The organism is Nonomuraea sp. NPDC003201 (assembly GCF_053590415.1).
Window position 1 is genome coordinate 1 of record NZ_JBSFTC010000176.1, and the last position, 23,169, is coordinate 23,169.

At 71.6% G+C, this 23,169-nt stretch carries 17 protein-coding genes; 10 read left to right on the top strand and 7 right to left on the bottom strand.

The features are described from left to right. Window positions 1-1,200: ABC transporter permease (locus ACWDX9_RS40045; protein WP_449963867.1), on the top strand; the 1,200-nt coding region annotated here is incomplete at its 5' end. Here ACWDX9_RS40045 and treS read toward each other — a convergent pair. Further along, a complete protein-coding gene (gene treS, locus ACWDX9_RS40050) occupies window positions 1,187-2,902 on the bottom strand; it encodes a maltose alpha-D-glucosyltransferase (protein ID WP_449963870.1) in 1,716 nt (571 codons plus the stop codon). The genes ACWDX9_RS40045 and treS overlap by 14 nt on opposite strands. A gap of 264 nt (window positions 2,903-3,166) precedes the next feature. Further along, on the bottom strand, window positions 3,167-4,801 hold the full coding sequence (locus ACWDX9_RS40055) for an asparagine synthetase B family protein (protein WP_449963872.1): 1,635 nt from the start codon (window positions 4,799-4,801) through the stop codon (window positions 3,167-3,169). A gap of 72 nt (window positions 4,802-4,873) precedes the next feature. Between ACWDX9_RS40055 and ACWDX9_RS40060 the strand changes: the two genes are divergently transcribed. The 4 genes from ACWDX9_RS40060 (at window position 4,874) to ACWDX9_RS40075 (ending at window position 10,169) form a co-directional block, all read left to right on the top strand. Next, window positions 4,874-6,718 (top strand): hypothetical protein, encoded by a 1,845-nt coding sequence (locus ACWDX9_RS40060; RefSeq protein ID WP_449963874.1) that lies wholly within the window; start codon window positions 4,874-4,876, stop codon window positions 6,716-6,718. A gap of 22 nt (window positions 6,719-6,740) precedes the next feature. After that, entirely contained in the window at window positions 6,741-7,376 is a 636-nt protein-coding gene (locus ACWDX9_RS40065) for an anticodon-binding protein (RefSeq protein WP_449963876.1), read from the top strand. Window positions 7,377-7,500: 124 nt separating this feature from the next. Then, window positions 7,501-8,883 carry a diaminopimelate decarboxylase gene (lysA, locus tag ACWDX9_RS40070; RefSeq protein WP_449963878.1) on the top strand — a complete coding sequence of 461 codons (1,383 nt, stop codon included), beginning with the start codon at window positions 7,501-7,503 and terminating at the stop codon, window positions 8,881-8,883. Next, on the top strand, window positions 8,880-10,169 hold the full coding sequence (locus tag ACWDX9_RS40075; protein ID WP_449963881.1) for a homoserine dehydrogenase: 1,290 nt from the start codon (window positions 8,880-8,882) through the stop codon (window positions 10,167-10,169). Before lysA ends, ACWDX9_RS40075 begins: the two co-directional genes overlap by 4 nt. On the opposite strand, the gene ACWDX9_RS40080 is transcribed toward ACWDX9_RS40075, so the two are convergent. From ACWDX9_RS40080 to ACWDX9_RS40095, 4 genes are read right to left on the bottom strand one after another with little or no spacing between them, the layout of a single operon-like run. After that, window positions 10,166-11,857: a glycosyltransferase gene (locus tag ACWDX9_RS40080; RefSeq protein WP_449963883.1), complete on the bottom strand. Its 1,692-nt coding sequence runs from the start codon at window positions 11,855-11,857 to the stop codon at window positions 10,166-10,168. The two genes, ACWDX9_RS40075 and ACWDX9_RS40080, sit on opposite strands and share 4 nt — an antisense overlap. Beyond that, window positions 11,854-13,869: a glycosyltransferase gene (locus ACWDX9_RS40085; protein WP_449963886.1), complete on the bottom strand. Its 2,016-nt coding sequence runs from the start codon at window positions 13,867-13,869 to the stop codon at window positions 11,854-11,856. The genes ACWDX9_RS40080 and ACWDX9_RS40085 overlap by 4 nt, the downstream gene beginning before the upstream one ends. After that, complete coding sequence (locus ACWDX9_RS40090; protein ID WP_449963889.1) at window positions 13,866-15,365, bottom strand: glycosyltransferase; 1,500 nt, start codon at window positions 15,363-15,365, stop codon at window positions 13,866-13,868. Before ACWDX9_RS40090 ends, ACWDX9_RS40085 begins: the two co-directional genes overlap by 4 nt. Next, window positions 15,362-15,799 carry a hypothetical protein gene (locus tag ACWDX9_RS40095; RefSeq protein ID WP_350729995.1) on the bottom strand — a complete coding sequence of 146 codons (438 nt, stop codon included), beginning with the start codon at window positions 15,797-15,799 and terminating at the stop codon, window positions 15,362-15,364. Before ACWDX9_RS40095 ends, ACWDX9_RS40090 begins: the two co-directional genes overlap by 4 nt. Before the next feature lie 223 nt (window positions 15,800-16,022). Here ACWDX9_RS40095 and ACWDX9_RS40100 point away from each other — a divergent pair, with 223 nt between their 5' ends. After that, window positions 16,023-17,108, top strand: a complete 1,086-nt coding sequence (locus ACWDX9_RS40100) for a glycosyltransferase family 2 protein (protein ID WP_449963892.1) — start codon at window positions 16,023-16,025, stop codon at window positions 17,106-17,108. Continuing rightward, the gene (locus ACWDX9_RS40105; RefSeq protein WP_449963894.1) at window positions 17,105-18,751 is read left to right on the top strand and encodes a glycosyltransferase; all 1,647 of its coding nucleotides are present in this window, start codon (window positions 17,105-17,107) and stop codon (window positions 18,749-18,751) included. Before ACWDX9_RS40100 ends, ACWDX9_RS40105 begins: the two co-directional genes overlap by 4 nt. A gap of 29 nt (window positions 18,752-18,780) precedes the next feature. Here the strand turns inward: ACWDX9_RS40105 and ACWDX9_RS40110 are convergent, their stop codons facing one another. Then, complete coding sequence (locus ACWDX9_RS40110) at window positions 18,781-20,277, bottom strand: glycosyltransferase (RefSeq protein ID WP_449963897.1); 1,497 nt, start codon at window positions 20,275-20,277, stop codon at window positions 18,781-18,783. Between the two features lie 158 nt (window positions 20,278-20,435). Between ACWDX9_RS40110 and thrC the strand changes: the two genes are divergently transcribed. The 3 genes from thrC to ACWDX9_RS40125 all read left to right on the top strand — a co-directional run. Next, entirely contained in the window at window positions 20,436-21,494 is a 1,059-nt protein-coding gene (gene thrC, locus ACWDX9_RS40115) for a threonine synthase (RefSeq protein WP_449963899.1), read from the top strand. Between the two features lie 12 nt (window positions 21,495-21,506). Further along, window positions 21,507-22,433: a homoserine kinase gene (thrB, locus tag ACWDX9_RS40120; protein ID WP_449963901.1), complete on the top strand. Its 927-nt coding sequence runs from the start codon at window positions 21,507-21,509 to the stop codon at window positions 22,431-22,433. Window positions 22,434-22,889: 456 nt separating this feature from the next. Further along, window positions 22,890-23,169 (top strand): Rho termination factor N-terminal domain-containing protein (locus tag ACWDX9_RS40125; RefSeq protein ID WP_449963904.1); only part of this gene is annotated, 280 nt, incomplete at its 3' end.

The following is a 23,169-nucleotide window of genomic DNA, read 5'->3' on the forward strand; positions in this document are numbered from 1 at the left end:
CTGCCCGCGTGGCGCGGCGGCCGCACGCCGCCGATCCCCGACGCGCCCGCCCTGCCGCCGCGCGGCCGCCTGTCCAGGCTGGCCCGGCTGGCCCTGCTCGTACGCCTCCCGCCTGCCCTCGTCCTCGGCACCAGGGACGCCTTCACCAGGCGCGTGCCGGCGTTCCTGACGGCGTTCGGGCTGGCAGTGCCGATGATGATGGTCACGATCGGGCTCGGCGTCTGGGCGACGCTCGACAACTTCGCCGACCACCCCGAGCAGGTCGGCCAGCACGCGAGCCTGTACGTCAGGCCGGGCAAGGCGGAGCCGGCCGAGGCCGAGCGCGTCGCCAAGCTGGACGAGGGCGTGGAGACGGTCTATCCGGGCACCGACGTGGACGCCCTGGCGCCCGGCATGGCCCGCTCGGTCCGCGTGCGGGCCATCGGCAGCTCGACGGAGCCGTACCCGTTCCCGGTGGTCGAGGGGCGCATGTACGGCCGTCAGGGGGAGGCGGTGGCCGGGCAGGGCCTGCTCGACCTGCTCGGCATCAAGATCGGCGACCGGGTGCGGCTGACCGTGGGCGGCACGCCGCTGATCGTCAGGATCGTCGGCAGGACCGTCGAGCCCGACCTCGACGGCGAGGTGATCTCCGTGGGGCTCGACAGCCTGGCGGCCAAGGACTCGGTGCCGCCGGAGTACTACGCGCTCGCCCTCACGAAGGGGGCGGACCCCGCCGAGGTGCGCGGGCGGCTGCTGTCGGAGTCGGCCGAGAGCCTCGACGTGCAGGCCGCGGTCAACCCGGCGGACCGGCTGTCGATCATCCGGGTGGTGATCGTGGCGCTGATCGCCGTGCTGATGCTGATCGGCCTGGCCAACCTGCTCACCGCCAGCGCGCTAGGGCTGCGCGACCACGCGTTCGACCTGGCCGTGCTCAAGGCCATGGGGCTGACGCCGCGCCAGGTCATGGCCACGCTGGTGACGGGCACCGGGCTGCTGGTCGTGCTCGGCGTCGGCGTGGGCGCCGCGGCGGGCATGTCCGTGGTGACCGGGCTGATCGACCTGCAGGGTCACACGAGCGGCGTCGGCGCGGGCATCGGGCGCGCGCCCTCCGCCCTGACGCTGGCCGTCGCCGTCGTGGGAGCCGTGGGCACGGCCCTCGCGGTGGCGCTCATTCCCGCCCGCCGCGCGGCCCGTGCCCAGGTGCCGGTCACGTCGCGCTGAGAGCGGCCTTCTCCTTCTTCTTCAGCGCGAACCAGTAGAAGCCGTGCCCCGGCAGCGTCAGCAGGTACGGCAGCTCGCCGACCGGCGGGAACTCCACCCCGCCCCGCGCCTCGACCGGGACCATCCCCTCGAACCTGCGCAGGTCCAGCTCGACCGGCTGCGGGAACTTCGACAGGTTGTTCACGCAGAGCATGATGTCGTCGCGGTCCTCGCGGACGAAGGTGAGCACGGAGGGGTTCGAGGACCACATTTCCGTGTACGCACCCACGCCGAACACCGGGTGGTTGCGCCGGATCTCCAGCATCTTGCGGGTGAAGTGGAGCAGCGAGCCCTCATGGCGCTGCTGGGCCTCCACGTTGACCGCCTGGTAGCCGTAGATCGGGTCCATGACCGCGGGCAGGTAGAGCCGTCCGGGGTCGGCGGAGGAGAACCCGGCGTTGCGGTCGGGGCTCCACTGCATCGGCGTGCGGACCGAGTCGCGGTCCTCCAGCCAGATGTTGTCGCCCATGCCGATCTCGTCGCCGTAGTACATGACCGGCGAACCCGGCAGGCTCAGCAGCAGGGCCGTGAACAGCTCGATCCGGTCCCTGTCGTTGTCGAGCAGCGGGGCCAGACGCCGGCGGATGCCCAGGTAGGCCCGCATACGCGGGTCCTTGGCGTACTCCTTGTGCATGTAGTCGCGCTCTTCCTCGCTCACCGTCTCGAGCGTGAGCTCGTCGTGGTTGCGAAGGAAGATGCCCCACTGCGCCTTGTCGGGCAGCTTGGGCGTGCGCGACATGATCTCGGAGATCGGCTCGCGGGTCTCCTTCTTGACCGCCATGTAGATGCGCGGCATGAGCGGGAAGTGGAAGGCCATGTGGCACTCGTCACCCCCGGTGGTGGGGTCGCCGAAGTATTCGACCACGTCCTCGGGCCAGCCGTTGGCCTCGGCCAGCAGCACCCGGTCGGGGTAGAGGCGGTCCACCTCGGCCCGGACCTTCTTCAGGTACGCGTGCGTCTCCGGCAGCCCGGAGCACGCGGTGCCCTCACGCTCGAACAGGTACGGCACCGCGTCCAGCCGGAAACCGTCGATGCCCAGGTCCAGCCAGAACCGCAGCACCTCCAGCATGGCCTCCTGCACCGCCGGGTTGTCATAGTTCAGGTCCGGCTGGTGGTGGAAGAAACGGTGCCAGTAGTACTGCTTGCGCACCGGGTCGTAGGTCCAGTTGGACTCCTCGGCGCCGATGAAGATGATCGGGGCGTCGGGATAGCCTCCAGGGTGGTCCGACCACACGTAGAAGTCGCCGTACGGACCCTCGGGGTCGTGCCGGGACGCCTGGAACCAGGGGTGGCGATCGCTGGTGTGGTTCATCACGAGGTCGGTGATGATCCGCAGGCCACGTTCGTGAGCCTTCTCGATCAGCTGCACGAAGTCACCCAGGTCCCCGAAGTCCGGGAGGATCTTCATGTAGTCCGAGATGTCATACCCGCCGTCGCGCAGGGGCGACTCGTACAGCGGCAGCAACCACAGGCAGTCCACGCCGAGCCACTCGAGGTAGCCCAGCTTCTCGATGAGACCGCGAAGGTCGCCGGTGCCGTCGCCGTTGGAGTCCTTGAACCCCCGGACGAGAATCTCGTAGAACACCGCCCGCTTGTACCAGGCAGGATCCTCCGAGACGAACGCCTCGGAGATCGGCTCCGGCAATGGGGATGCGTTGATCATAATGTCGCTCACAGGAAGAGATGTGGGCAGGACGAAGTCACCGGTTGCCCCGGCGTTACTATCTGGTGACCGCGCCGCGTGGAGTCGTCATCCCTGCGAACTCCACTGCCCTAGAACGAGACCGGATTTGTGATCTGGTGCCCGTTTGTGCGGCGCTTACGGGCCGAACACTACCAGCCCGTTGGCTTTCCGGAACCCGCTTCTGCTGTGCAAGGGTTAATACCCGTGAGATCCGTACGTAATCGCCCTGTTACCGAGAGTTCACTAAAAAGGTGGCGCGAGGTCCGAGAGGTCGTTCTCGAAGTCGCTCAGCCACAGCCCGAAGAGCACCAACCCCCGCACCCAGAAACGATCGTTCCAGCCGTTGAACCTGGTCAAAGCGTCGGGACCGCCTGAGACCACCTCGTGCAGCTCGTCCGACAGCAGCCCCGGCACTGTCCTCACCACAGTCTCCAGCATGCGGTGCGAATAATTTCGGGCGGGGGCGGCCGTCGAACGCAGCGGCACCCTTTGGAGCGGCTGCTTGACCACATTCGTCGAGGGGAGTGCGGCCACCCGTGGATTGGCCGCGTGGAGCACTTCGCGGTAGAAACGGCCCTTGTCCTTGCGGGCCACGCCGACCGACAACGCGGCGTCGAAGAAGCGCGGGTCGATGAACGGCGCCGCGAACGACGCCTCGGGCCCCACCAGGTTCACCGCGGAGCGCGCGATGCCGCGCACGGTCCTGGTGTGCAGCACCGACAGCGGCAGTTCGGCGCGGTGCCCGTGGAGCATGGAGGTGGCGGCCAGGAACTGCTCGCGCACGGTCTCCTCCATCCACTGGGCGGCGGCCTTGGACAGGAACGGCTGCGAGGGCGCCCCCAGCGACAGCGAGCCGAGCACGGCCGCCGAGCGCTCGGCCTGCGTCGTGGCCTCCAGCGCGGCCCCGCTGACCATGAAGTTCTTCAGCAGCGGCCCGCCGGCCAGGCCGTCGACCAGGATCCGGCCCGCCTTGTGCACCTCCTTGGCGAAGGGCGCGTACCAGGCGTGGTGCGGCGTCAGGTATTCGAGCCGGCGGGCCACCTCAACGACGTCGTCCGGGTAGTCGGCGGCGTCCTGGGTGATCACCCGGTGGGGGATGCCCAGCTCCCTGGTGATCGACCGGGCGAACGCGATGTCGGTGTCGGTGCCGTCGTCCGGGCTGGTCGTCCAGGACTCGACGTCCATCCCGCGGGCCTTGGCCACGCCGGCCAGCAGCCGCGAGTCGTAGCCGCCGCTGACCGGCACGAGCAGCTTGCGGCCGTCGTAGTCCTGGTAGACCTCGTCGAGCAGTTCGACGATCTCGCGCGGGCTGATCCACCGCTCGTACGGCTCGGAACGCAGCCAGCGCGGCAGCCTGCGCTCGGTCGTGAGCCTGCCGTGCCGCCACACCAGGGCGCTGGAGCCGGGCAGCCGCTTGACGCCCGCGTACGGCGTCGCCTCGCCCAGCGGGAACGTCACCTGCAGGATCGACGCCCACGCCGACCAGTCGATCTGGACCGGCACCAGGCTGAGCAGCGGCTGGATCTGCGACGAGAAGTAGACCGCGTCGCCGAGGCGGACGTAGTAGACGTCCACGAGCCCCAGGGCGCCCGTGTGGAGCGTGACAGTGTCGCTGTCGCCGATCAGCCCGGGGGTCTCGAACGTCTCCGCGACCGTCATCCAGTCGTCGTCCCCGGAGGGCTTGCGCTCGCCCCAGGAGAACGCGTACGCGTGCCCCAGGCGGTGGTAGGGCGGCAGCGGCGCCGAGCTGAACAGCGCCGCGTCGGCCGACTGGAGCGCGGGCAGGAGTCTCGGGCCCGCCGCGGTCAGTTTGCCGAGTATGGCGGTGTCGATCCGGCCGAGAGCGCCGCAGACGTAGGGCCGCACGTTGAACTGCACCGGATCTCATCCCTTCGAGACGCTTCAGGCAAAAAGAGTATCCTTTGCCGGGCTGAGGGAGCGGAGGTCCATTTGTCTACTGAGCTTGAAAGCACTCGCCGGGCGTTGCGGGATGCTGTCGCGCAGGCCGAGCGCGCCGCCGAGCTGGCCAGGCTGCTGGACGCCGCCGAGGCCAAGCTGGCCGCCGCCGAGCAGAGCGCCGCGGAGGCCAGGTCGCTGGCCGAGCGGCTGAGCGAGGCCGAGGATCGGCTGGAGGTCGAGCAGGCGGCCGCCGACAAGCTGCGCAGGGAGCTGGCCGAGCAGCGCTTCCAGGCCGAGGTGGCCAACTGGAAGCTGTCCTCGATCAAGGTCGCCCGCTGGAACCGCCTCGGCGACGCGATCAAGAGCGGCAAGAGCAACCCGGTCCGGCTGGCCAAGGGGCTCAGGGGCGCGGCCAAGCCCGTCAAGCGGCCCATCGCGCCCAAGCGCAAGCCCCCCACGGCCGCCAAGGCCAAGGACGAGCGCCCCGGGGCGGCGTTCCAGGCCACCACTACGACCAGGACGCTCGGGGGCGCCTCCTTCAAGCTCAAGCCCTTCCGGGTGCCGACGGGACCCAACACCAGGCCGCACCTGACGGCCGCGGTCATCGCCGACCCGCACGCCGAGGCGCTGCTGCGGTACGAGTGGCGGCAGACGACCGGATTCACGCCGCGCGACTTCGCCAGGGTGCTCCCGCTGGAGGTGCCACACCTGCTGGTGGTCGAGTCCGTCGAGCAGGGGCCGTGGGCCGAGGAGATCACCGGCGAGCCGGGCGAAGGGCTCAAGGCGCTGCTGGCCTGGTGCGCCGAGCGCGGCATCCGCACGGTCTTCTGGCACACACGGGGCGACGTGGCCGCGTACGCGGCGGCGGCCGAGCTGTTCGAGCACCGGTTCACGACCGATCTCACGGTGGCCTGGCCCCGGTTGCAGTTCGGGGTGCAGCCGCGGGTGCACAACCCGCTGCCGCTCTCCGGCGGGCGCATCGACCGGCTCCTCACGCTGGACCAGCTCCTGCCCGGGCACCTGACGTACCCCGACGTGCTGACCTCCTACCGCTGGCCGGCCGCGGTGGACTGCCCGCCGGGCACACCCCAGTGGCGGCTGGCCGAGCTCGCCGCCTGCGGCACGCCCATCGGCATCGAGGCCGACACGCGGCGGGCGCACGTGGCGCTGCGGCGGGCGTACCAGATGGGCACGATGACCGAGCGGGTCGACGAGCTCCTCGACGCGATCGGCCTGCCCAGCGCCCGCGCCACGCTCAACACCTCGGTGCTGCTGCCGATCATGGACCCGTACCTGATGGAGCACGCGCTGGCGCAGGTCGCCAAGCAGTCGGGGATCGACCAGCTCATCGTCATCGGGCCGCCGGAGTCGGAGCTGCGGGCCCGCGACGTGCTGCCGGACGTGGAGGTCGTCTACCGCCGCCCGCACCCGGCGATGACCGAGGGCGCGATGCTCGACGCCGGCATCGACCTGTGCGAGGCCGACCTGGTGGCGGTCATGGACCCGCGCGACGTCTACGGCCCGCACTACCTGTCGGACCTGCGGCGGGCGTTCCTCTTCAGCACTGCCGACATCGTCGGCAAGGCGGCCTTCTACGCCCACCTCCGCAAGCCGCAGGCCACGCTGCTCAAGCAGCCCGAGGCCGAGTACGCCTACCTCCCCGAGATCGCCGGGGCGACCCTCCTGGCCCGCCGCAACACCCTGCGTGAGATCGGTTTCGCGGACCTCACGGACGGGTGGGACGAGGTGCTCATGCGGCAGTGCCGGACGGACGGGATCAAGGTGTTCTCGGCCGACCGGTTCGGCTACGTGCGGGTACGCGACGAGGACCGCTGGCTGCTCGGGGCTGCCCACCTGGTCGAGTACGGCTCCGCCGAGCCGCACGCGCTCATCTGAGCCCCCGGGCTAGGGTTCGGCCATGAAGCCCCCAGAACTGGCCAAGGTGCTGGCCGAGGTGCTGGGGGAGCCGCCGGTGCCCGAGGGGACGTGGGAGGTGGAGGCCGCCTACGTCTCCGCCGCGGCGCTGCGCCGGAAGGTCCCCGCCGAGTCGCTCGCCGGGCGGGTGCGGGAGCTGGACGGGGTGTCCCTGGTGGAGGTCCGGCGGGACGGGTTCCTGCGGATCGTGGTCGGCGAGCCGGGGGGGCTGGTGGCGGGCGTCGAGCCGCTCGACATCCCGGAGCCCCCGTGGCCGGACTTCCCGCGGACCTGGGACAACCCCGGGTTCGTGGTGCGGTACGGGCACGCCAGGGCCCGCGCGGTGCTCAGGTGGGCGCGGGAGCTGGGGGTGCCGTCGGAGGGGTTCAGGGGGGAGCTGCTCGACGGCCCGTACGACCGGCGGGTGCTGCGGGTGCTGGCCGAGCTGCCCGGCCGGAAGGTGAGCAGGGAGCCGGGGTGGGATACGTATCTCATGCGGCTGGCTCTGGCCTATCACGACGCGCACGAGCACGCGCCCGCCGTCCCGGTCGGCGACGAGGCGCCGGGGCCGGTGCACACGGCGCGGGTGCGGCTGGCCGAGGCTGTGACGAGTGTGCTTCCTGGGCCGGAACGGCTCTAACGGGTCGTAAAATATTCGGCCAAACGGCGAAAAATCGTAAAAATATCCCTTCTGGAGCTTGATCGCGTCTCGATACGTGGGCAGAGGGTCATGGCTTAGTTGCGGTTCCGATAGCCTCGATCAGGTGAGTCGATTCGTCCATCCCGCCGGGGACCGGCACGCCGAGATGCTGCCCCACGAGCGCCCTCCGCTGGCGCCCGCCGACCTCAACCGGATCAACCCAGCGATCTGGCCGCGAACGTCGACCCGGACCGATGGCACGCTCACTGTCGGCGGCGTCGACGTGCGCGAGCTGGCTCGCGAGCACGGCACGCCGCTCTACGTCCTCGACGAGGACGACGTGCGCTCGCGCATGCGCGACTACGCCACGGCCTTCGCCGGCTCCGAGGTCCACTACGCGGGCAAGGCGTTCCTGTGCAAGGAGATCGTCCGCTGGCTCGACGACGAGGGCCTCGGGCTCGACGTGGCCAGCGGTGGCGAGCTGGCGGTGGCGCTCAGCGTTGGGTTCCCGCCCGAGCGCATCACGATGCACGGCAACAACAAGTCCGTCTCCGAGCTGACCAGGGCGCTGGAGGCCGGGGTCGGCCACGTCGTGGTCGACTCGTACGAGGAGATCGCCCGGCTCGGCCACCTCGCCCAGCAGCTGGGCAAGCGGCCCAAGGTGATGATCCGGGTGACCACCGGGGTCGAGGCGCACACGCACGAGTTCATCGCGACGGCGCACGACGACCAGAAGTTCGGGCTGTCGCTCAACACCGGGGCGGCCGCGGAGGCCGTACGCCGGATCCTCGCCCTGCCGCAGCTCGAGCTCGTCGGGCTCCACTCGCACATCGGCTCCCAGATCGTCGACACGGCCGGGTTCGAGGTGGCGGCCAGGCGCCTGACCGCGCTGCTCGTGCAGATCAAGGAGGAGCACGGTGTCGTGCTGCCCGAGCTCGACCTGGGCGGCGGCTACGGCATCGCCTACGTCGAGGGCGACGAGGCGCCCGACATCAAGGAGCTGGCCGACGGGCTGCGCGAGATCGTCACCAAGGTGTGCACGGACGCGGGCCTGCCCGTGCCGAGGCTGACCGTGGAGCCGGGGCGCACCATCGTCGGGCCCGGCGGCATCACCCTCTACTCGGTCGGCACCGTCAAGGACGTCGAGGGCCTGCGCACGTACGTGAGCATCGACGGCGGCATGAGCGACAACGTGCGCACCGCCCTCTACGGCGCCGAATACACCGCGGCGCTGGTCAGCCGCGAGAGCACCGCCGAGCCCATGCTCAGCCGCCTGGTCGGCAAGCACTGCGAGAGCGGCGACATCATCGTGCGCGACTTCCACCTGCCCGCGGACCTCGCCCCCGGCGACCTGATCGCGGTGGCGGCCACCGGCGCCTACTGCCGGTCGCTGGCCAGCAACTACAACTACCTGCCCAAGCCCGCCGTGGTCGCCGTCTCCGGCGGCAAGTCGCGCGTGATCGTGCAGGGCGAGACCGAGGACGACCTGTTGAGGGGGCAGCTGTGAAACCGCTGAAAGTGGCGCTGCTGGGCTGCGGCGTCGTCGGCTCGCAGGTCATCAGGCTCATGCACGAGCAGGCCGCCGACCTGGCCGCGCGCATCGGCGCCCCGCTGGAGCTGGCCGGGGTCGCCGTACGCCGGCTCGGCCGCAAGCGCGACGTCGAGGTGGACCCCTCGCTGCTCACCACCGACGCCGAGGCGCTGGTCACGCGCGACGACGTCGACATCGTCATCGAGGTCATCGGCGGCATCGAGCCCGCCCGCACCCTGATCGTCGCGGCCCTGTCCAAGGGCAAGTCCGTGGTCACCGCCAACAAGGCGCTGCTGGCGGAAGACGGCGGCACCCTGCACGAGGCCGCCAGGCAGGGCAACGGCGACCTCTACTTCGAGGCCAGCGTGGCCGGCGCCATCCCGCTGCTGCGCCCCCTGCGCGAGTCGCTGGCGGGCGACCACGTCAAGCGCGTGCTCGGCATCGTCAACGGCACCACCAACTACATCCTCGACAAGATGGACTCGACGGGCGCGTCCTTCACCGACGCCCTGGAGGAGGCCCAGACGCTCGGCTACGCGGAGGCCGACCCGACGGCCGACGTCGAGGGCTTCGACGCCGCCGCCAAGGCCGCCATCCTGGCCGGGCTCGCCTTCCACAGCCGCGTCACGGCCGCCGAGGTGCACCGCGAGGGCATCACCGAGATCACCGCCACCGACGTGGCCTCTGCCAAGGCCATGGGCTACGTCATCAAGTTGCTGGCCATCTGCGCCCGCTCCGACGACGGCCGCTCGTTCGGGGTGCGGGTGCACCCCGCGATGATCCCGCGGTCGCATCCGCTGGCCGGGGTGCGGGAGGCGTACAACGCGGTCTTCGTGGAGGCGGAGTCGGCGGGGCAGCTGATGTTCTACGGCAAGGGGGCGGGCGGGGCGCCGACGGCCTCCGCGGTCCTCGGCGACCTGGTGGCCGTCGCCCGCAACCGCCTGGCGGGCACGCGCGGGCCGGAGGAGTCGACGTACGCGGACCTGGTGGCCCATCCCATGGGCGACACGGTCACGCGCTGCCACGTGGCGCTCGACGTGGCCGACAAGCCGGGCGTGCTGGCGCGGGTGGCGGAGCTGTTCGCCAAGCACGACGTGTCGATCCAGACGGTGCGCCAGGAGGGGCACGGCGACGACGCCCAGCTCGTCATCGTCACCCACCGCGCCACGGACGCCGCGCTGTCGGCGACCATGGAGGGGCTGCGCGAGCTGGACGTCGTCCGCGCCGTCGCCGGCGTCATGCGCGTGGAGGGCGACGACTAGCCTTCGCGCGCGGGGGAGTCGTCGGGGAAGGCGAGGGCGCGGACCTTGCGGACGGCTCGCTTGAGCACCGTGCGGTTCTGGGCGCGGGCGAGGCGGACCGCCTCCCTGCGCCAGGCCTCGGCCTTCTCGCGCCAGCGCGCCGCGTCCCTGGCGCTCTTGCCCGTCTCCCGCCGCAGTTGCGCGAGCTCCGCGCGGAGGGCGGCGGTGCGCTTGCGGTAGAGGGCGATCTTCTTCTCGTGCTCGGCGGTGAGCCGGTCGAGCTCCGGGACGGGCCTCTTGCGCGGCGGGTAGACGGCGGGGCGGCGCTTGAAGCCCCAGCTCTCCCCGTCGAGCCACTCCAGGCCGAAGAGGGCGTCGATCAGGTCGTCCCAGTCGTCGTCCGGGGCGGCCACCAGGGCGGCTCTCGACTCGGCGGCCGTGCGGTCCAGCCTGGCCATCGTGACGCCGTGCGCCGTCTCGTCCAGGGCCAGGCAGAGGGCGCCCAGGTCGTACTGCTCCATGTGGTCCACCAGGCGTTCCACCGTGTCCTCCGACGGGACCCAGCCGGGCGGCACCGAGAGCCGGAACGGGGCCGTCCCCTCCAGGGGGCTGGTCAGGTGGACGCGGGGGTCGCCGGCGAAGTTGGCCTGGATGAGGCGGAGGTCGAGGTGCGGGTCGGCGAGCGGGGAGCGGCGTCCGGCGGTCAGGGACTCCCAGGGGCCGGGGACGGTGACCCTGACGTCCGGGATCGTGCCGGCCAGGAGGCCGTCCACCGTCGCCCGCACGTCCTCGTACGGGCCCGCCGGCACCGTCGCGTCCACGTACGGCACCAGCCACTGGCGGCCCGGATCCGTGCGGAGATAGCGGCGGTAGGGGACCCGGTCGGCGACGAAAGGGTCGTTGTAGCGCTTGAGCGCCGCGAAGTCGCGCATCGCCGTCGGCAGCCCGACGTGCCAGGCGCGGGACTCCGGGTCCGGGACGAACACCACGCCCGCCTGGGTGAGCCGGTAGCCCAGCTCGGTGTCCTCAGCCAGCACCAGGGACGTGTCCAGGCCGCCGATCGAGCGCAGGAGCTCGGCCGGGTACGACGCCGTGGCACCCACGTGGATGCGGGTGGCCAGGGAGCTGGGGGCGGTACGCAGGCCGTCGTGGTCGTGGATGATCTGCTCGGCCCAGTCGTGGCGGTGCGGTGACAGCGGGAAGAGCTCGCCCTCCTCGCCCGACTCCAGCGCCTGGCGTACCCGCTCCTGCGTCGGGAGGTCGGTCGCGGCGGTGAAGTCGATCCAGCCCAGGACCACCACGTACGGGGCCAGGTGGTGCCAGCGCAGCTGGGCCTCCACGTGGTGCCGGTGCGGGACCATGTCGGCGTCCAGGACGAAAACGACCTCGCCGGTCGCGGTGTCCAGGCCCGCCTGAACGGCCCAGGCCCGGCCCCAGCCGCCCGGCGGGCTGGAGATCAGCTTGGTCCTGCCCGGGACGAGCTCCGGGAGGTGGATCGGGGTGGCGCTGCCGTCGTCCACGACGATGACGTCGAGCAGGTGCTCGGGGTAGCTCTGGGCGGACAGGGCCGCCAGGGTGAGGTCCAGGGTCTCCTGGCGGTCGTGGGCCGGGATGACGACGGTGACGGTGAGCGTGGGCTCCCAGGCGCCCAGGGCGGGCGGCGCGAGGACGCCGAAGTCGTTGCGGCGGATGCGGGGGATGCCGGTCATGGGAGGGGGCTCCCGTCCAGGGCCATGAGGGCGTTCGGGCGGAAGCCGCGCCACTGCTGCCTGTTGCGCTGCAGGAACGTCCCGATCGGCTCCTGCCAGGTATGGTTGGCCGCCGGGCCCCTGCGCAGGATGTAGCCGAGCCCGTGCGTACGGTAGATCTGGCCTCCGGCCGCCTGCAGGGCCTCCTGGAACTGGGTGTCCACCGAGCGCCGCAACGGCCGGAACCCGCCCACCGCCTGGAAGGCCGAGCGCTCCACCAAAATCGTCCCGCCGGCGACGAAGCTGGTGATCTGCTCGGTGACCTGCCTGCGGTGCACGGTGACGTCGATGGAGGTCAGGTACACGAACTCCGGCACCGTGCCCACCACCTGGGCGCCCGAGTAGGAGTGCGCCAGCAGCAGGTCGGACAGGAAGTCGGGGCCGTACCAGTCGTCGTCGTCCATCTTCAGCAGGAACGAACCCGAGGCCATGGCGGCCGCGTGGTTCAGCACCTCGCCGAACACGTCCTGGCGATCCGCCTCGAACACGGTCAGCTGGCCCTCGAACGCCTCGATCGCCTTGGCCACGTCCGGGTGGCCCTTCGGGACGCCGTGCAGCGCGAGGATCACCTCGAGCTCGGCGCCGCGCTGGCGGGCGACCTGGTCGAGCGCGAACGACACCATGTCGGTGCGGCGCGTGGCCAGCAGGACCGAGGTGAGCGGGGGCGCGGGGGCGGGCGCGCCGAGCTGCTCCCACCTCGCGGCGACGCCGTGCGTACGGAGCGCGGCGCGGCGCAGGCGGATGCTGTGCTCCTCGCGCCGGAGGTCGTCCGAGAGGTCCGGGCAGTGCTCGACGAGCTCGACGATCTCGGCGCCGAGCGCTCCCGCCCAGCGCGGCACGGCCTGCGCGCGCAGCGGCACCCCGGCGGCGGCCAGGCCGGTCAGCACGCGTACGGCGGCCAGGGGACCGCTGTGCGCGTGCCGCCAGTCCACCTCGACGCCGCGGATCTGGCGGAGCCTGGCCACGTCGGCGTCGGTGACCCCGCCGGACTCGGCGAACGACGTCACGACCTTGTCGTCCAGCACCACCGACCACCGGCCGTCCCGCTCCACCAGGGAGGCCAGGCCACGGGAGGGGGTGGTGACGAAACCCTGGGGGTTCACGAGGCGTTCGTCCACGGGCGGGACCATGGAGGGCTCGCCCAGCACGTCGGGGTCGGCCAGCGGGGAGTCGGCCATGCCCGGCCGTCCGAGGTGCTCCCAGGTCACCGCCCGCAACGTCGGCCGCTCGATGGGCGTCTGGTCCCCCGCCCACTCCACGGTCTCAGCGTCGTCGTCGGCCGGTGCCACGGCGTCCTGAATGGCGGCCGCACTCTCCATCGACGGGTGGCCGAGGGTGCGCAGGACCACGTCGCTGCCCGGCGCGCCGACCCGTTCGGGCACCGGCCCGGTCACCTCGGCGGGGGTCGCGTTGGGGTCGCCGGGGCGCCAGGCGGCCGCCCCGACGCCCGCGATCGCCGCCGCCGGGGCCGCGATCACGTCGAGGCGGTGGCCCGCGAACGCCCGCGCCGTCGCGGTCACGGTACGGCCCGCGGGCGTGACGGAGGAGAACCGGGCGTCGACCACCCAGACCCGGTTCCTGGGCTGGTAGACCCGCAGATCCGTCAAGGACCGCCACCGGTGCGCGGGGGTGGGGGTGGGGACCGGCGCGGGGTGGGCGGCGGGCGTGTCGAGCACGGCCACGACCACCCGCTCGGCCTGTGGCAGCAGCTTGTGCAGCGTCGCGATCCTGCGTAGATCCGCCGGTGTCCTGGCGAGCACGAGCACCTCGCCCACCTGCTCGGCCTCGTGGGGCGGCTCCAGCAGGTCCCGATCGAGGTCCACGACCTGCCGGGCCTCGCAGGACGTTCCCGAGGAGGGCCGGCGGGCGGTCGCGCCCACCCCGGCGGGGGTGGCGTAGAGGGGGGCGACGTCGTCGATCCCGGCGAAGAAGACCCGCGCTCCGGGCAGCTCCGTCAGCAGCTGACGGATCATCCGGCGCTCCGCAGGTGCCTGATCAGCGAGCTCAGCCCGCCCCGTCCCGCGGCCTCGTCGGCGGGCGGCTCGGCGGACAGCCGTTCGACCTCGGCCGCGAGCCGCTCCACCTCCGTCCGCAGCTCCTTGACCTCCCGCTGCCGCTCCCCGGCCAGCGCCCGCCATTTCGCGGGCTCACCGGCCAGCGGCTCGGCCTCCTCCGCCGGCGCGAATCCGTACTCACTCCCGCTGACCCACTCCGACCCGAACATCTCGTCCACCAGGTCGTCGGCCCGGCCCTCGTGGAGCGCGGCGCGGGAGAAGGCGGCCGTGCGCTCCAGGCGGGCGGCCGCGACCCCGGAGGCGTCCTCCGACAGCGCGACGCTGACCAGGCCGAGCAGGTCGCCGTCCGCGTGGCTCACCAGCCTGGAAAGCGTGTCGGCGCCCAGCGTCCACCCGGTGGGAACGCGGAGCAGGAAGGGGGCGGGCGCGGCGGAGGCGGGTACGCTCTCCGCGAACATGACCCGGGGCTCGTGCGCGTAGAGATTGTGCAGCAGGCGCAGGTCGAGGAAGGGGTCGTCGAGGCTGGAGCGGCGTTCGCCGGTCAGCTTGCCCCAGGGGCCGACGAGGGTGACGGCCGCGTCGGCGAGGGTGCCCGCGAGGGCCGAGTCCACGCTCGCCCGCGTCTGCTCGTAGGTGGTCGCACTCACGACGACCTGCACGTACGGCACCCGCCAGTGACGCCGGGGGTGGCTGCGCAGCCAGCGCAGATCGGGGATGAGATCGCCCAGGAAGGACCAGTTGTGCCGGTGCACCTCCTTCTCCCGCAGCATCACGGTGGAGGCGCCGACGTGCCAGGCCCTGGCCTGCGCGTCGGGGACGAACACCGCCCCCGCCTGCGCCAGCCGGTAGCCGAGCTCGGTGTCCTCCGCCATGTTCAGGGAGGTGTCCACGCCGCCCGCCGCGCGCAGCAGATCGGCCCGTACGGACGTGGAGGCGCCCGTGTGCAGCAGGTACGCGCTCGCGCCCGCGTCCTTGAGCCACCGGGTCGACTCCAGGGTCTTCCTCGTGTACTCGGACTGGACGCCCTCCTCGCCCGGCTCCTCGACGAACCGGACGTCCCCGATCACCACCGCGTGGTCGATCAGGTGGTGCCAGCGCATGTGCGCCTCGATGTGGTCGTCCGCGAGGAACATGTCGGAGTCGAGCCAGTGGATCACGTCCCCGGTGGCCGCGAGCTGCCCGGTCTGCCGGGCCGCGCCGCGTCCCCACCCGTCGGCCACGCGTACGACCCGCGCGCCCGCCACCTCCAGCGGCGGCTCGCTGCCGTCGTCCGCGACCACGATCTCGACCAGCTCGGCCGGGTACGTCTGCCGCGCCAGCGCCGGGACCGTGCGCTCCAGCGCCTCCGCGCAGTCGTAGGCCGGGATGACCACGGAGACCCGCAGCGTGGGCTCCCACGCCCCCACCGCCGGCGGCCGCAGCGCCCCGTAGTCGTTGTGCCTGACCCGCGTCATACGGAGTCCCTGGCCAGCGCGCGAACCTCCGCGCGCAGCTCCTCCACCTCTCGCGCCCGCGCCATGGCGTTGACCCGGTCCTCCCCGAGCGAGGCCAGGATGGCGCCGAGGTCGTCGGCCCGCCGTCCGGCGGAGTCCTCGACGGCCTGCACCAGCAGGTCCAGCCTGGTCTCGATGTTCTTGAGTGCGGTGGTGGTCCTCGCCAGCTCGGCCTCGTACTTCTTGATCCGCAGATCGATGCGGTGCGCCTTGCCGTCGAGGCGGCGCACGGTGAGCACGAGGAAGGCGAGGGCCGCCAGAGTGACCAGGAAGGCCACCGTGACCGCTGCCGCGCCGAAAGTGATCAGGCCGGCGAGGACGAGCAGGGCGAGCACGCCGGCGGTGAGAGCTGCGAGGAGTGCGGCGGTCGCTGCCAGTCGGCGGGGCGAGAGCATCCGCGCATACCTTTCGTTTGGAACATCAGAGGCGTCGAGGACATCACGGGATTATTGACACCTTAATAAACAACAGGCACCTACCGTGCCACACCTTCCTGGAGGAAAACTGAGAATCACCTTCACTCCACCTGCGGCGTAGGGCCTGCCGAATGTGGAGGCCGCGTCTACCAGTGAGTAAAACGGGCGTAAGGTAGGCGCCGACCAAGTCCCAAGGAGGCCCATGTCCATCACCCCTTGTGGCTTCGCTCGTACGCCGGAGAAGGGGCTGGCCCGCCTGCACTGGGCGCACGACGGCTGGGCGGTGGAGGGCCGGTGCCCCGACGTGACCGCGCTGCGCCCGCTGCGCGGTCTGGAGATCGAGTGGCCCGCCGCCGAGGTGCCCTTGGCGGGATTGCTGCGGCTGGCCGCCGCCGGCGTTCCGCTGACCGCCGACCGCGCCGCGCCGTGGGTGCCCGGCGACCTCGCCGCGCTGCTCACCGACCGCGACTGGCTCGGCCACGCGGCCGACGGGACCGCGCGTTCGCTGGCCGACCTGCGGCGGGAGGAGCACAGCGTACGCCTGCGCCGCCTGGGGCACCGCGTGTCCAGGGCCTCTGTCAGCCCTTCGGTCAGCATCGTGATGTCGAGCAGGCGGCCGGGGATGGTGGGGACGGCGCTGGCCCAGATGGGCCGGCAGCGGGGCGTCGAGGTCGAGGTGCTGCTCGGGCTGCACGGGGTGGGCTTCGAGGAGGTGCGGGAGGCGGTCGAGTCGTGTTCGCTGCCCGTGAAATGGATCGAGGTCCCGCAGGACGTTCCGTTCGGAGAGGTGCTCAACCGGTTGGCGGCCCTGGCGCGCGGCGACTACCTGGTGAAATGGGATGACGACGACTGGTACGGGCCGCGCCACCTGGGGGATCTGCTCATGGCGCTGGCGTACTCGGGGGCCGACGTGGTGGGGACGACGGCCGAGTTCTTCTACCTGGAGCCGCTGCGGGCCACGGTGCGGCGGACGACTTTCGCGAGTGGGGCGGCGTATCCGAGCGAGGTGTGGGCCGATCATGTGGCCGGAGGGACGATCTTGATTTCCCGGGCGAAATTTCAAGAAATTGGGGGATTTCCTAGGCTATCGCGGGCAGTTGATCTCGAGTTTCTCAAAGCAGCGCAAAAGGCTGGGGCGCGCGTCTACCGTACCCACGGGCTGGGTTACGTCCTGCGCCGGGGGCTCGGCGACGAGCACACCTGGCAGCTGCCCCTCGCCCACTTCCTCAAGGTGGCCGCCAACCAGTGGCGCGGCTTCCGCCCGAGCCTGCTGATGGAAGCCGCATGACCACCGATGTCACCGGTGCGGCCAGGGTGCGCGGCAACGACTACCGGACCCTCGAACCCCTCCTGGAAGACCTCACCCCGGAGCTCACGGTCAGCGTGGTCATCCCGGCCTACGGCGGGCAGGACAAGCTCGACCTGGTGCTCGCCGGACTGGCCGGGCAGACGTACCCGGCGGAGCTGACCGAGGTCATCGTCGTCGACAACGGCAGCGCGCCCCCGCTGCGCCTGCCCGCCGTCCGCCCGGAGCGGACGCGCCTGATCGTCTGCGCGGAGCCGGGCCGGGCCAGCGCCCGCAACGCCGGGCTGGCCGAGGCGACCGGCGACGTGATCCACTGGCTCGACTCCGACGTGGTGCTCACCCCGGGCGCGATCGCGGCCCACATGCGCTGGCACCACGCCGCCCCCTACCTGGTCGTCACCGGCTACATCCGCTTCACCGACGCCGAGGTGCCCCGCGAGCTCCCCGACGACCTGGAGAGGCACTTCGAACCCGCGGAGCCGCACGCCTGGATCGTCGATCTCGTCGAGCGCACCGACGGCCTCACCGACAACCCCCAGCGCCCGTTCAGCCTGCACGTCGGGGGCGCGACCTCGGTCAACGCCCGGCTGATCGAGGCCGCCGGGCCCATGGACGACGAGCTGATCCTGGGCCAGGACACCGAGATGGGCTACCGGCTCGGCCAGGCGGGCGCCGTCTTCGTGCCGGAGCCGTCGGCCCGCGCCTACCACCTCGGGCCCACCATGCGGATGCGCGGCAAACAGCCGATCGACCGGGTGAGCCACGCGTTCGTGGCCGACCGCATCCCGCCCTACCGGTGGCTGCGGGGGCATCCCGGACGGCAGTGGAAGGTGCCGTACGTCACCGTGGTGGTGGACGGCACGGCGGGCTACGACTCGGTGCGCGCGACGGTGGACGCGCTGCTCGCCGGCACGTTACCCGACCTGTCCGTGCTCGTCCTCGGGCCCTGGGACACCCTCGACCGCGACCGCCGCTCCCCCCTGCAGGACCCCGACCTCGACCTGGTGCTGGTCCAGGGCCACTATCGCCATGAAGGCCGGGTACGCCTGTCCGCCACGGACTCCGTCGACCCCGCCGTGCCCTTCGTGCTGCGCCTGCCGCCCGGCTGGGTCCCCGGCGAGGACTCGCTCGCCCGCCTGCTCGACCTGGCCCGCGACGAGGGGCTCGGCCTGGTGAACGTGCTGCTCCGCGAGTCGTCCCAGGGGGTCGTCGCGGCCCGCCTGGAACGCGCGTCCGCCTTCGCCCGGGCCCGCATCGTGGTGGCGCAGGGGGAGGACCTGGACGACGCGGTGGACTCGGTGTCGGGCGTCACCTGGGTGGAGGCGGAGACGTACGGCTTCACGACCGAGCCGGGGGCGATCCTCGGGCGGCGGGGGGCGTACCGGGCGCGCCTGGAGGCGCAGGCCGAGGCGGCCCGGCTGGCCAAGGAGGCGGAGCGGCTGCGGGCGCAGGTGGCCAAGTGGCGGGACGAGGCGGGGCGCTGGCGCAAGTCGACCGTGGAGCTCCGGCGCGAGGTCGGCGCGCTGCGCCGCCAGCTGGCCGCCGCCGGTCGCGCCCAGCAGAGCCTGCGGGTCCTGGTGTCGACGACCATGAAACGCGCCTTGCGCAAACGCCTGCGCGGCTGACCCGCCCGCCCCTTCGCGTGGCCGGGGGGTCAGCTGGGGCGGAGGGCGGACTTGAGGCGGCGCAGCAGCGTGTTCTCCGGCGGCACCGAGACGGTCACCGGGGCGGCGGCCGAAGTCGGGGCCGGGATGGTGACCGGTTCGGGTTGCGCGGGAGCCGGCACGGGCCAGTAGCGGTCCGGCGGCTCGTGGCGTACCCCGTGGGTGGTGGCGATGAGGTCGTCCACGTCGGCGGTCCCCGGCTCGGCGAGCAGGACGGCGCGGCCGAGGGCGGAGGTGCGCTCCAGCCGGGCCGTGCGCCCGTCGGGCAGGTCGACGATCAGCACGCCGGTGAGGTCCTTCTGCACCGACTCGATCATGCGCTCCAGCGTCGCCCGGTGCAGCGGCACGTCGACCGGCCCCCGGTAGCGGAACGGCGTGGGCGCCGGCGTGGGGGCGGCCTCGTCGATCAGGCGGATGCGATCGTCGTGCGCGAACAGGTCACGCATCAGCCGCAGCTCGAAGCACGGATCCGACAGGACGGACCGGCGCCCGGAGTTCAGCCGCGACCACGGCCCCACCAGCGTCACCACCACGTCCTGCAGCTTGCCGTCCAGCGCCGCCGCCACCGCCTGCCGCACCACCGACTCGGAGGTGTCCGTGACGTCGAGCACGATCTCCACGTACGGCACCAGCCACCGCCGCCCCCGGTCCTTGCGCAGATCCCTGCGCAGCGGGATCCGGTGCGCCAGGTACGGCTCCACGGCCCGCACGGCGCGTTCCCTGTCGCGGTGCTGCGCGGGCAGCCCCAGGTGCACGGCCTGCGCGTCCATGTCAGGGACGAACACCACGCCGTGCATGGCCAGCCGGTAGGAGAACTCGGTGTCCTCGCCCCGCGCCACGTTCGGGTCGAGACCGCCCACGGCGTGGAAGACCTCCCGGGGCAGGGCGAAGGTCGGCCCCGTGCACACGTGGTACGGGTTGCGGCTCTTGCGCAGCCCGTCGGTCTTGGCGATCGTCGCCTCGGTGGAGCTGGACACGGCCCCGGCCAGGTCGAACAGCTCTCCCAGATGGCCCGCCCTGAAGACCTGGCGCGGCGTGACCGGCGGCGCGTCCACGAACTTCTTCATCCCGATCGTGACGAGATAGTCCGTCACGTGGTGCCAGCGGGCCAGGGCCTCGATGTGCTCGCGGCAGGCCACCATGTCGGCGTCGAGACGCTGGATGATCTCGCCGTCGGCGGCCTTGGCGCCGGTGTTGACGGCGTTGGAGATGCCCCAGCCGTCGCGCACCCGTACGACGCGGGTGTTGGCGGGCCGGATCTCGGGCAGCAGGATGGGAGGCTCGCTGCCGTCGTCGACGACGAGGACCTCCATGAGATGGCCCGGGTACGTCTGCGCCGCCAGCGCCGCGAGTGTCAGGTCGAGCCGGTCCTGCCCGCCGTGAGCGGGTATCACCACGCTCACGGAAAGGGCGGGTGACCAGGTGCCGAGCTCCGGCGCCGCGATCGGCGAATAGTCGTTCTGCGTCAAAGCAGGACGCGCGTCCATGGTGGTGACCCCCTGCCCCGAGACCTTATCGGGAGATGCTGAGAATTTCCTGAATAGTGCCCCTGTCCAATGGATGTGTCCGGCCGGTGGACACGGATCCGCGGCGGCCTGCCGCACCCCGTACACTCTGTGCCCAACACCGCAGGTAGGGAGTCATCATGAGCAGGTCGTGGCGTGGCCTCATCGAGGAATACCGCGAGCGTCTTCCTGTCACTCCGAAGACGCCTGTCATCACCCTGCTCGAGGGTGGCACGCCGCTGGTCCCCGCGAACCGTCTGTCGGCGCTGACGGGGTGCGACGTCTACCTGAAGGTCGAGGGAGCCAACCCGACGGGCAGCTTCAAGGACCGCGGCATGACCATGGCCATCAGCAAGGCGGTCGAGGAGGGGGCCAAGGCGGTCATCTGCGCCTCCACCGGCAACACCTCGGCGTCGGCGGCGGCCTACGCCGTACGCGCCGGGCTGACCTGCGCCGTGCTGGTGCCACGGGGGAAGATCGCCATGGGCAAGCTGGCCCAGGCGCTCGTGCACGGCGCCACGCTGCTGCAGGTCGAGGGGTCGTTCGACGACTGTCTCGAGATGACCCGCAAGCTGTCGTCCAGCTACCCGATCGCGCTGGTCAACTCGGTCAACCCGTTCCGGCTGCAGGGCCAGAAGACGGCGGCGTTCGAGATCGTCGACACGCTGGGTGACGCCCCGGACATCCACTGCATCCCGGTGGGCAACGCGGGCAACATCTCGGCGTACTGGATGGGCTACCAGGAGTACGCGGCCGACGGGGTGTCGACCAAGCGGCCACGCATGTTCGGCTTCCAGGCCAGCGGGGCGGCGCCGATCGTCCAGGGCGCGCCCGTGTCCCATCCGCACACGATCGCCACCGCCATCCGCATCGGCAACCCGGCCTCCTGGTCGCTGGCCACCGCGGCGCGCGACGAGTCGGGCGGCGTCATCCAGGCGGTGACCGACCGGCAGATCGCGGCGGCGTACAAGCTGCTGGCGCAGGAGGAGGGCGTGTTCGTGGAGCTGGCCTCGGCCGCCGGCGTCGCGGGGCTCCTGCAGGCCCACTCGCAGGGGCTCGTCGACCCGGGCCAGCGCATCGTCTGCACGGTCACCGGCAACGGGCTGAAGGACCCCGACTGGGCGATCTCGGGCGCGCCCGCGCCCGTCGTCATCCCCATCGACGTCCACGCCGCCGCGGCGGCGCTCAACCTCGCCTGACAGGGAGTTCATGTGCGGACCGTTGAGATTCGCGTGCCCGCCACCTCGGCGAACCTGGGTCCCGGGTTCGACGCGCTCGGGCTGGCGCTGAGCCTGTACGACGACGTCGAGGCCGCGCTCACCGACGAGGCCGGGGTTCGCGTCACCGTCGAGGGCGAGGGCGCGGGTGAGCTGGATCTCGGAGAGGGTCACCTGGTCGTCAGGGCGATGCGGGCCACCTTCGATCGCATGGGGATCACGCAGCCCAGCGGGATCCGCCTGCACTGCCGTAACAGGATTCCGCACGCGCGCGGGCTGGGATCCTCGTCGGCCGCCCTGTGCGCGGGCATCCTGGCGGCCCGCGCTTTGGCTGAGGGCGAACAACTTTCTGAGCCCGGGCGATTTTCGGACGACGACGTTTTCGCGCTGGCCACGGAGATCGAGGGCCATCCCGACAACGTCGCCCCCTGTCTGGCCGGCGGACTGACCGTGGCCTGGTACGACCACTCCGGGGCGCCGCATATGGTGAAACTGGCTCCAGACGAGCGCATCCGCCCGGTCGTGGTCGTTCCTGTCACCCGGCTGGCCACGGAGACCGCACGGGGGCTGCTGCCGAAGGACGTGCCCCACAAGGACGCATCGTTCAACGCCGGCAGGGCTGCGCTGCTGATCGCGGCGCTGACCCGGCAACCGGAGCCCGGGCTGCTGCTCGCCGCCACCGAAGATCGACTCCATCAGCATTACCGCGCGCCTGCGATGCGGGACACCGCGAATCTGGTAGAACGTCTCCGTGCAGTGGGCGTGCCCGCGGTCGTTTCGGGAGCGGGTCCCACGGTCCTTGCGTTTTCGACATCGGATACGCAGGATTTGATCGCGCCAGAAGTGGGTAATGACTGGCACATCCAGCAAATGGACGTCGACCCGGTTGGTGCGAACGTTCAGTTCCCCGAGACACGCTGATGCCTCTTTAGACCTTCAGGGAATAGCCGTGTGCGCTGGTGATGTTAGGCTGGTAGCCGCACCAGATGCCCCCTTGGTGGGTGCGTGCTTGTCAGCCACACATCGCTGCATCATGTTTCACGTCGCGAGGCGTGAGCAGCGCGGCTGTCTCCCCGGACTCCGTTGCCTCCGGTTGGCCCACACCCGGTTGGCTCGAAACGAGGCGGCGACGACGGGGACCTGCGCGTTCGATCACATCGACATCTGGTTGGCGACAGCAATCTGGGGGGTGTCAGCCACGCGCCACGGCCCTGTGGCGGCTTGGACGAGCCTCTCCCCAAGAGTGGCGGCCGTCCACAGCGACAGCCGAAGATCACAGAGTGCACCCCGACCCGGTCTGTCCCGCCGGATCGCAAGCACCTCCGGGACGCCCGGCAGAACGAAACCGGCGCCCGACCCCTGGGAAGGACCTTTTAGTTGAGCGACACCACCGAACTCCTCTCCGACGCATCAGGCGCAGAGCCGGCGTCCGGCGACACCCCCACCCGCGCACCGGCGAAGGCCGCCCGTGCGCGTCGCTCCGGCACCGGCCTGTCCGCCAAGGTGCTGCCCGAGCTGCAGAAGATGGCAGCGGAGCTGGGCATCAGCGGGACCGGGCGCATGCGGAAGAGCCAGCTCATCGCGGCCATCCAGGAGAAGCAGGGTGGCGGCTCCGGCGAGGCGGCTCCGGCTCCCGCCGCGGCCACCGAGGCGCCCG

Bases quoted from the DNA above. Each gene is read 5' to 3' on its own strand.
- treS (WP_449963870.1), bottom strand. From the start codon at position 2,902: ATGATCAACGCATCCCCATTGCCGGAGCCGATCTCCGAGGCGTTCGTC.
- ACWDX9_RS40065 (WP_449963876.1), top strand. From the start codon at position 6,741: ATGAAGCCCCCAGAACTGGCCAAGGTGCTGGCCGAGGTGCTGGGGGAG.
- ACWDX9_RS40080 (WP_449963883.1), bottom strand. From the start codon at position 11,857: ATGACCGGCATCCCCCGCATCCGCCGCAACGACTTCGGCGTCCTCGCG.
- ACWDX9_RS40085 (WP_449963886.1), bottom strand. From the start codon at position 13,869: ATGATCCGTCAGCTGCTGACGGAGCTGCCCGGAGCGCGGGTCTTCTTC.
- ACWDX9_RS40090 (WP_449963889.1), bottom strand. From the start codon at position 15,365: ATGACGCGGGTCAGGCACAACGACTACGGGGCGCTGCGGCCGCCGGCG.
- ACWDX9_RS40095 (WP_350729995.1), bottom strand. From the start codon at position 15,799: ATGCTCTCGCCCCGCCGACTGGCAGCGACCGCCGCACTCCTCGCAGCT.
- ACWDX9_RS40100 (WP_449963892.1), top strand. From the start codon at position 16,023: ATGTCCATCACCCCTTGTGGCTTCGCTCGTACGCCGGAGAAGGGGCTG.
- ACWDX9_RS40105 (WP_449963894.1), top strand. From the start codon at position 17,105: ATGACCACCGATGTCACCGGTGCGGCCAGGGTGCGCGGCAACGACTAC.
- ACWDX9_RS40110 (WP_449963897.1), bottom strand. From the start codon at position 20,277: ATGGACGCGCGTCCTGCTTTGACGCAGAACGACTATTCGCCGATCGCG.
- thrC (WP_449963899.1), top strand. From the start codon at position 20,436: ATGAGCAGGTCGTGGCGTGGCCTCATCGAGGAATACCGCGAGCGTCTT.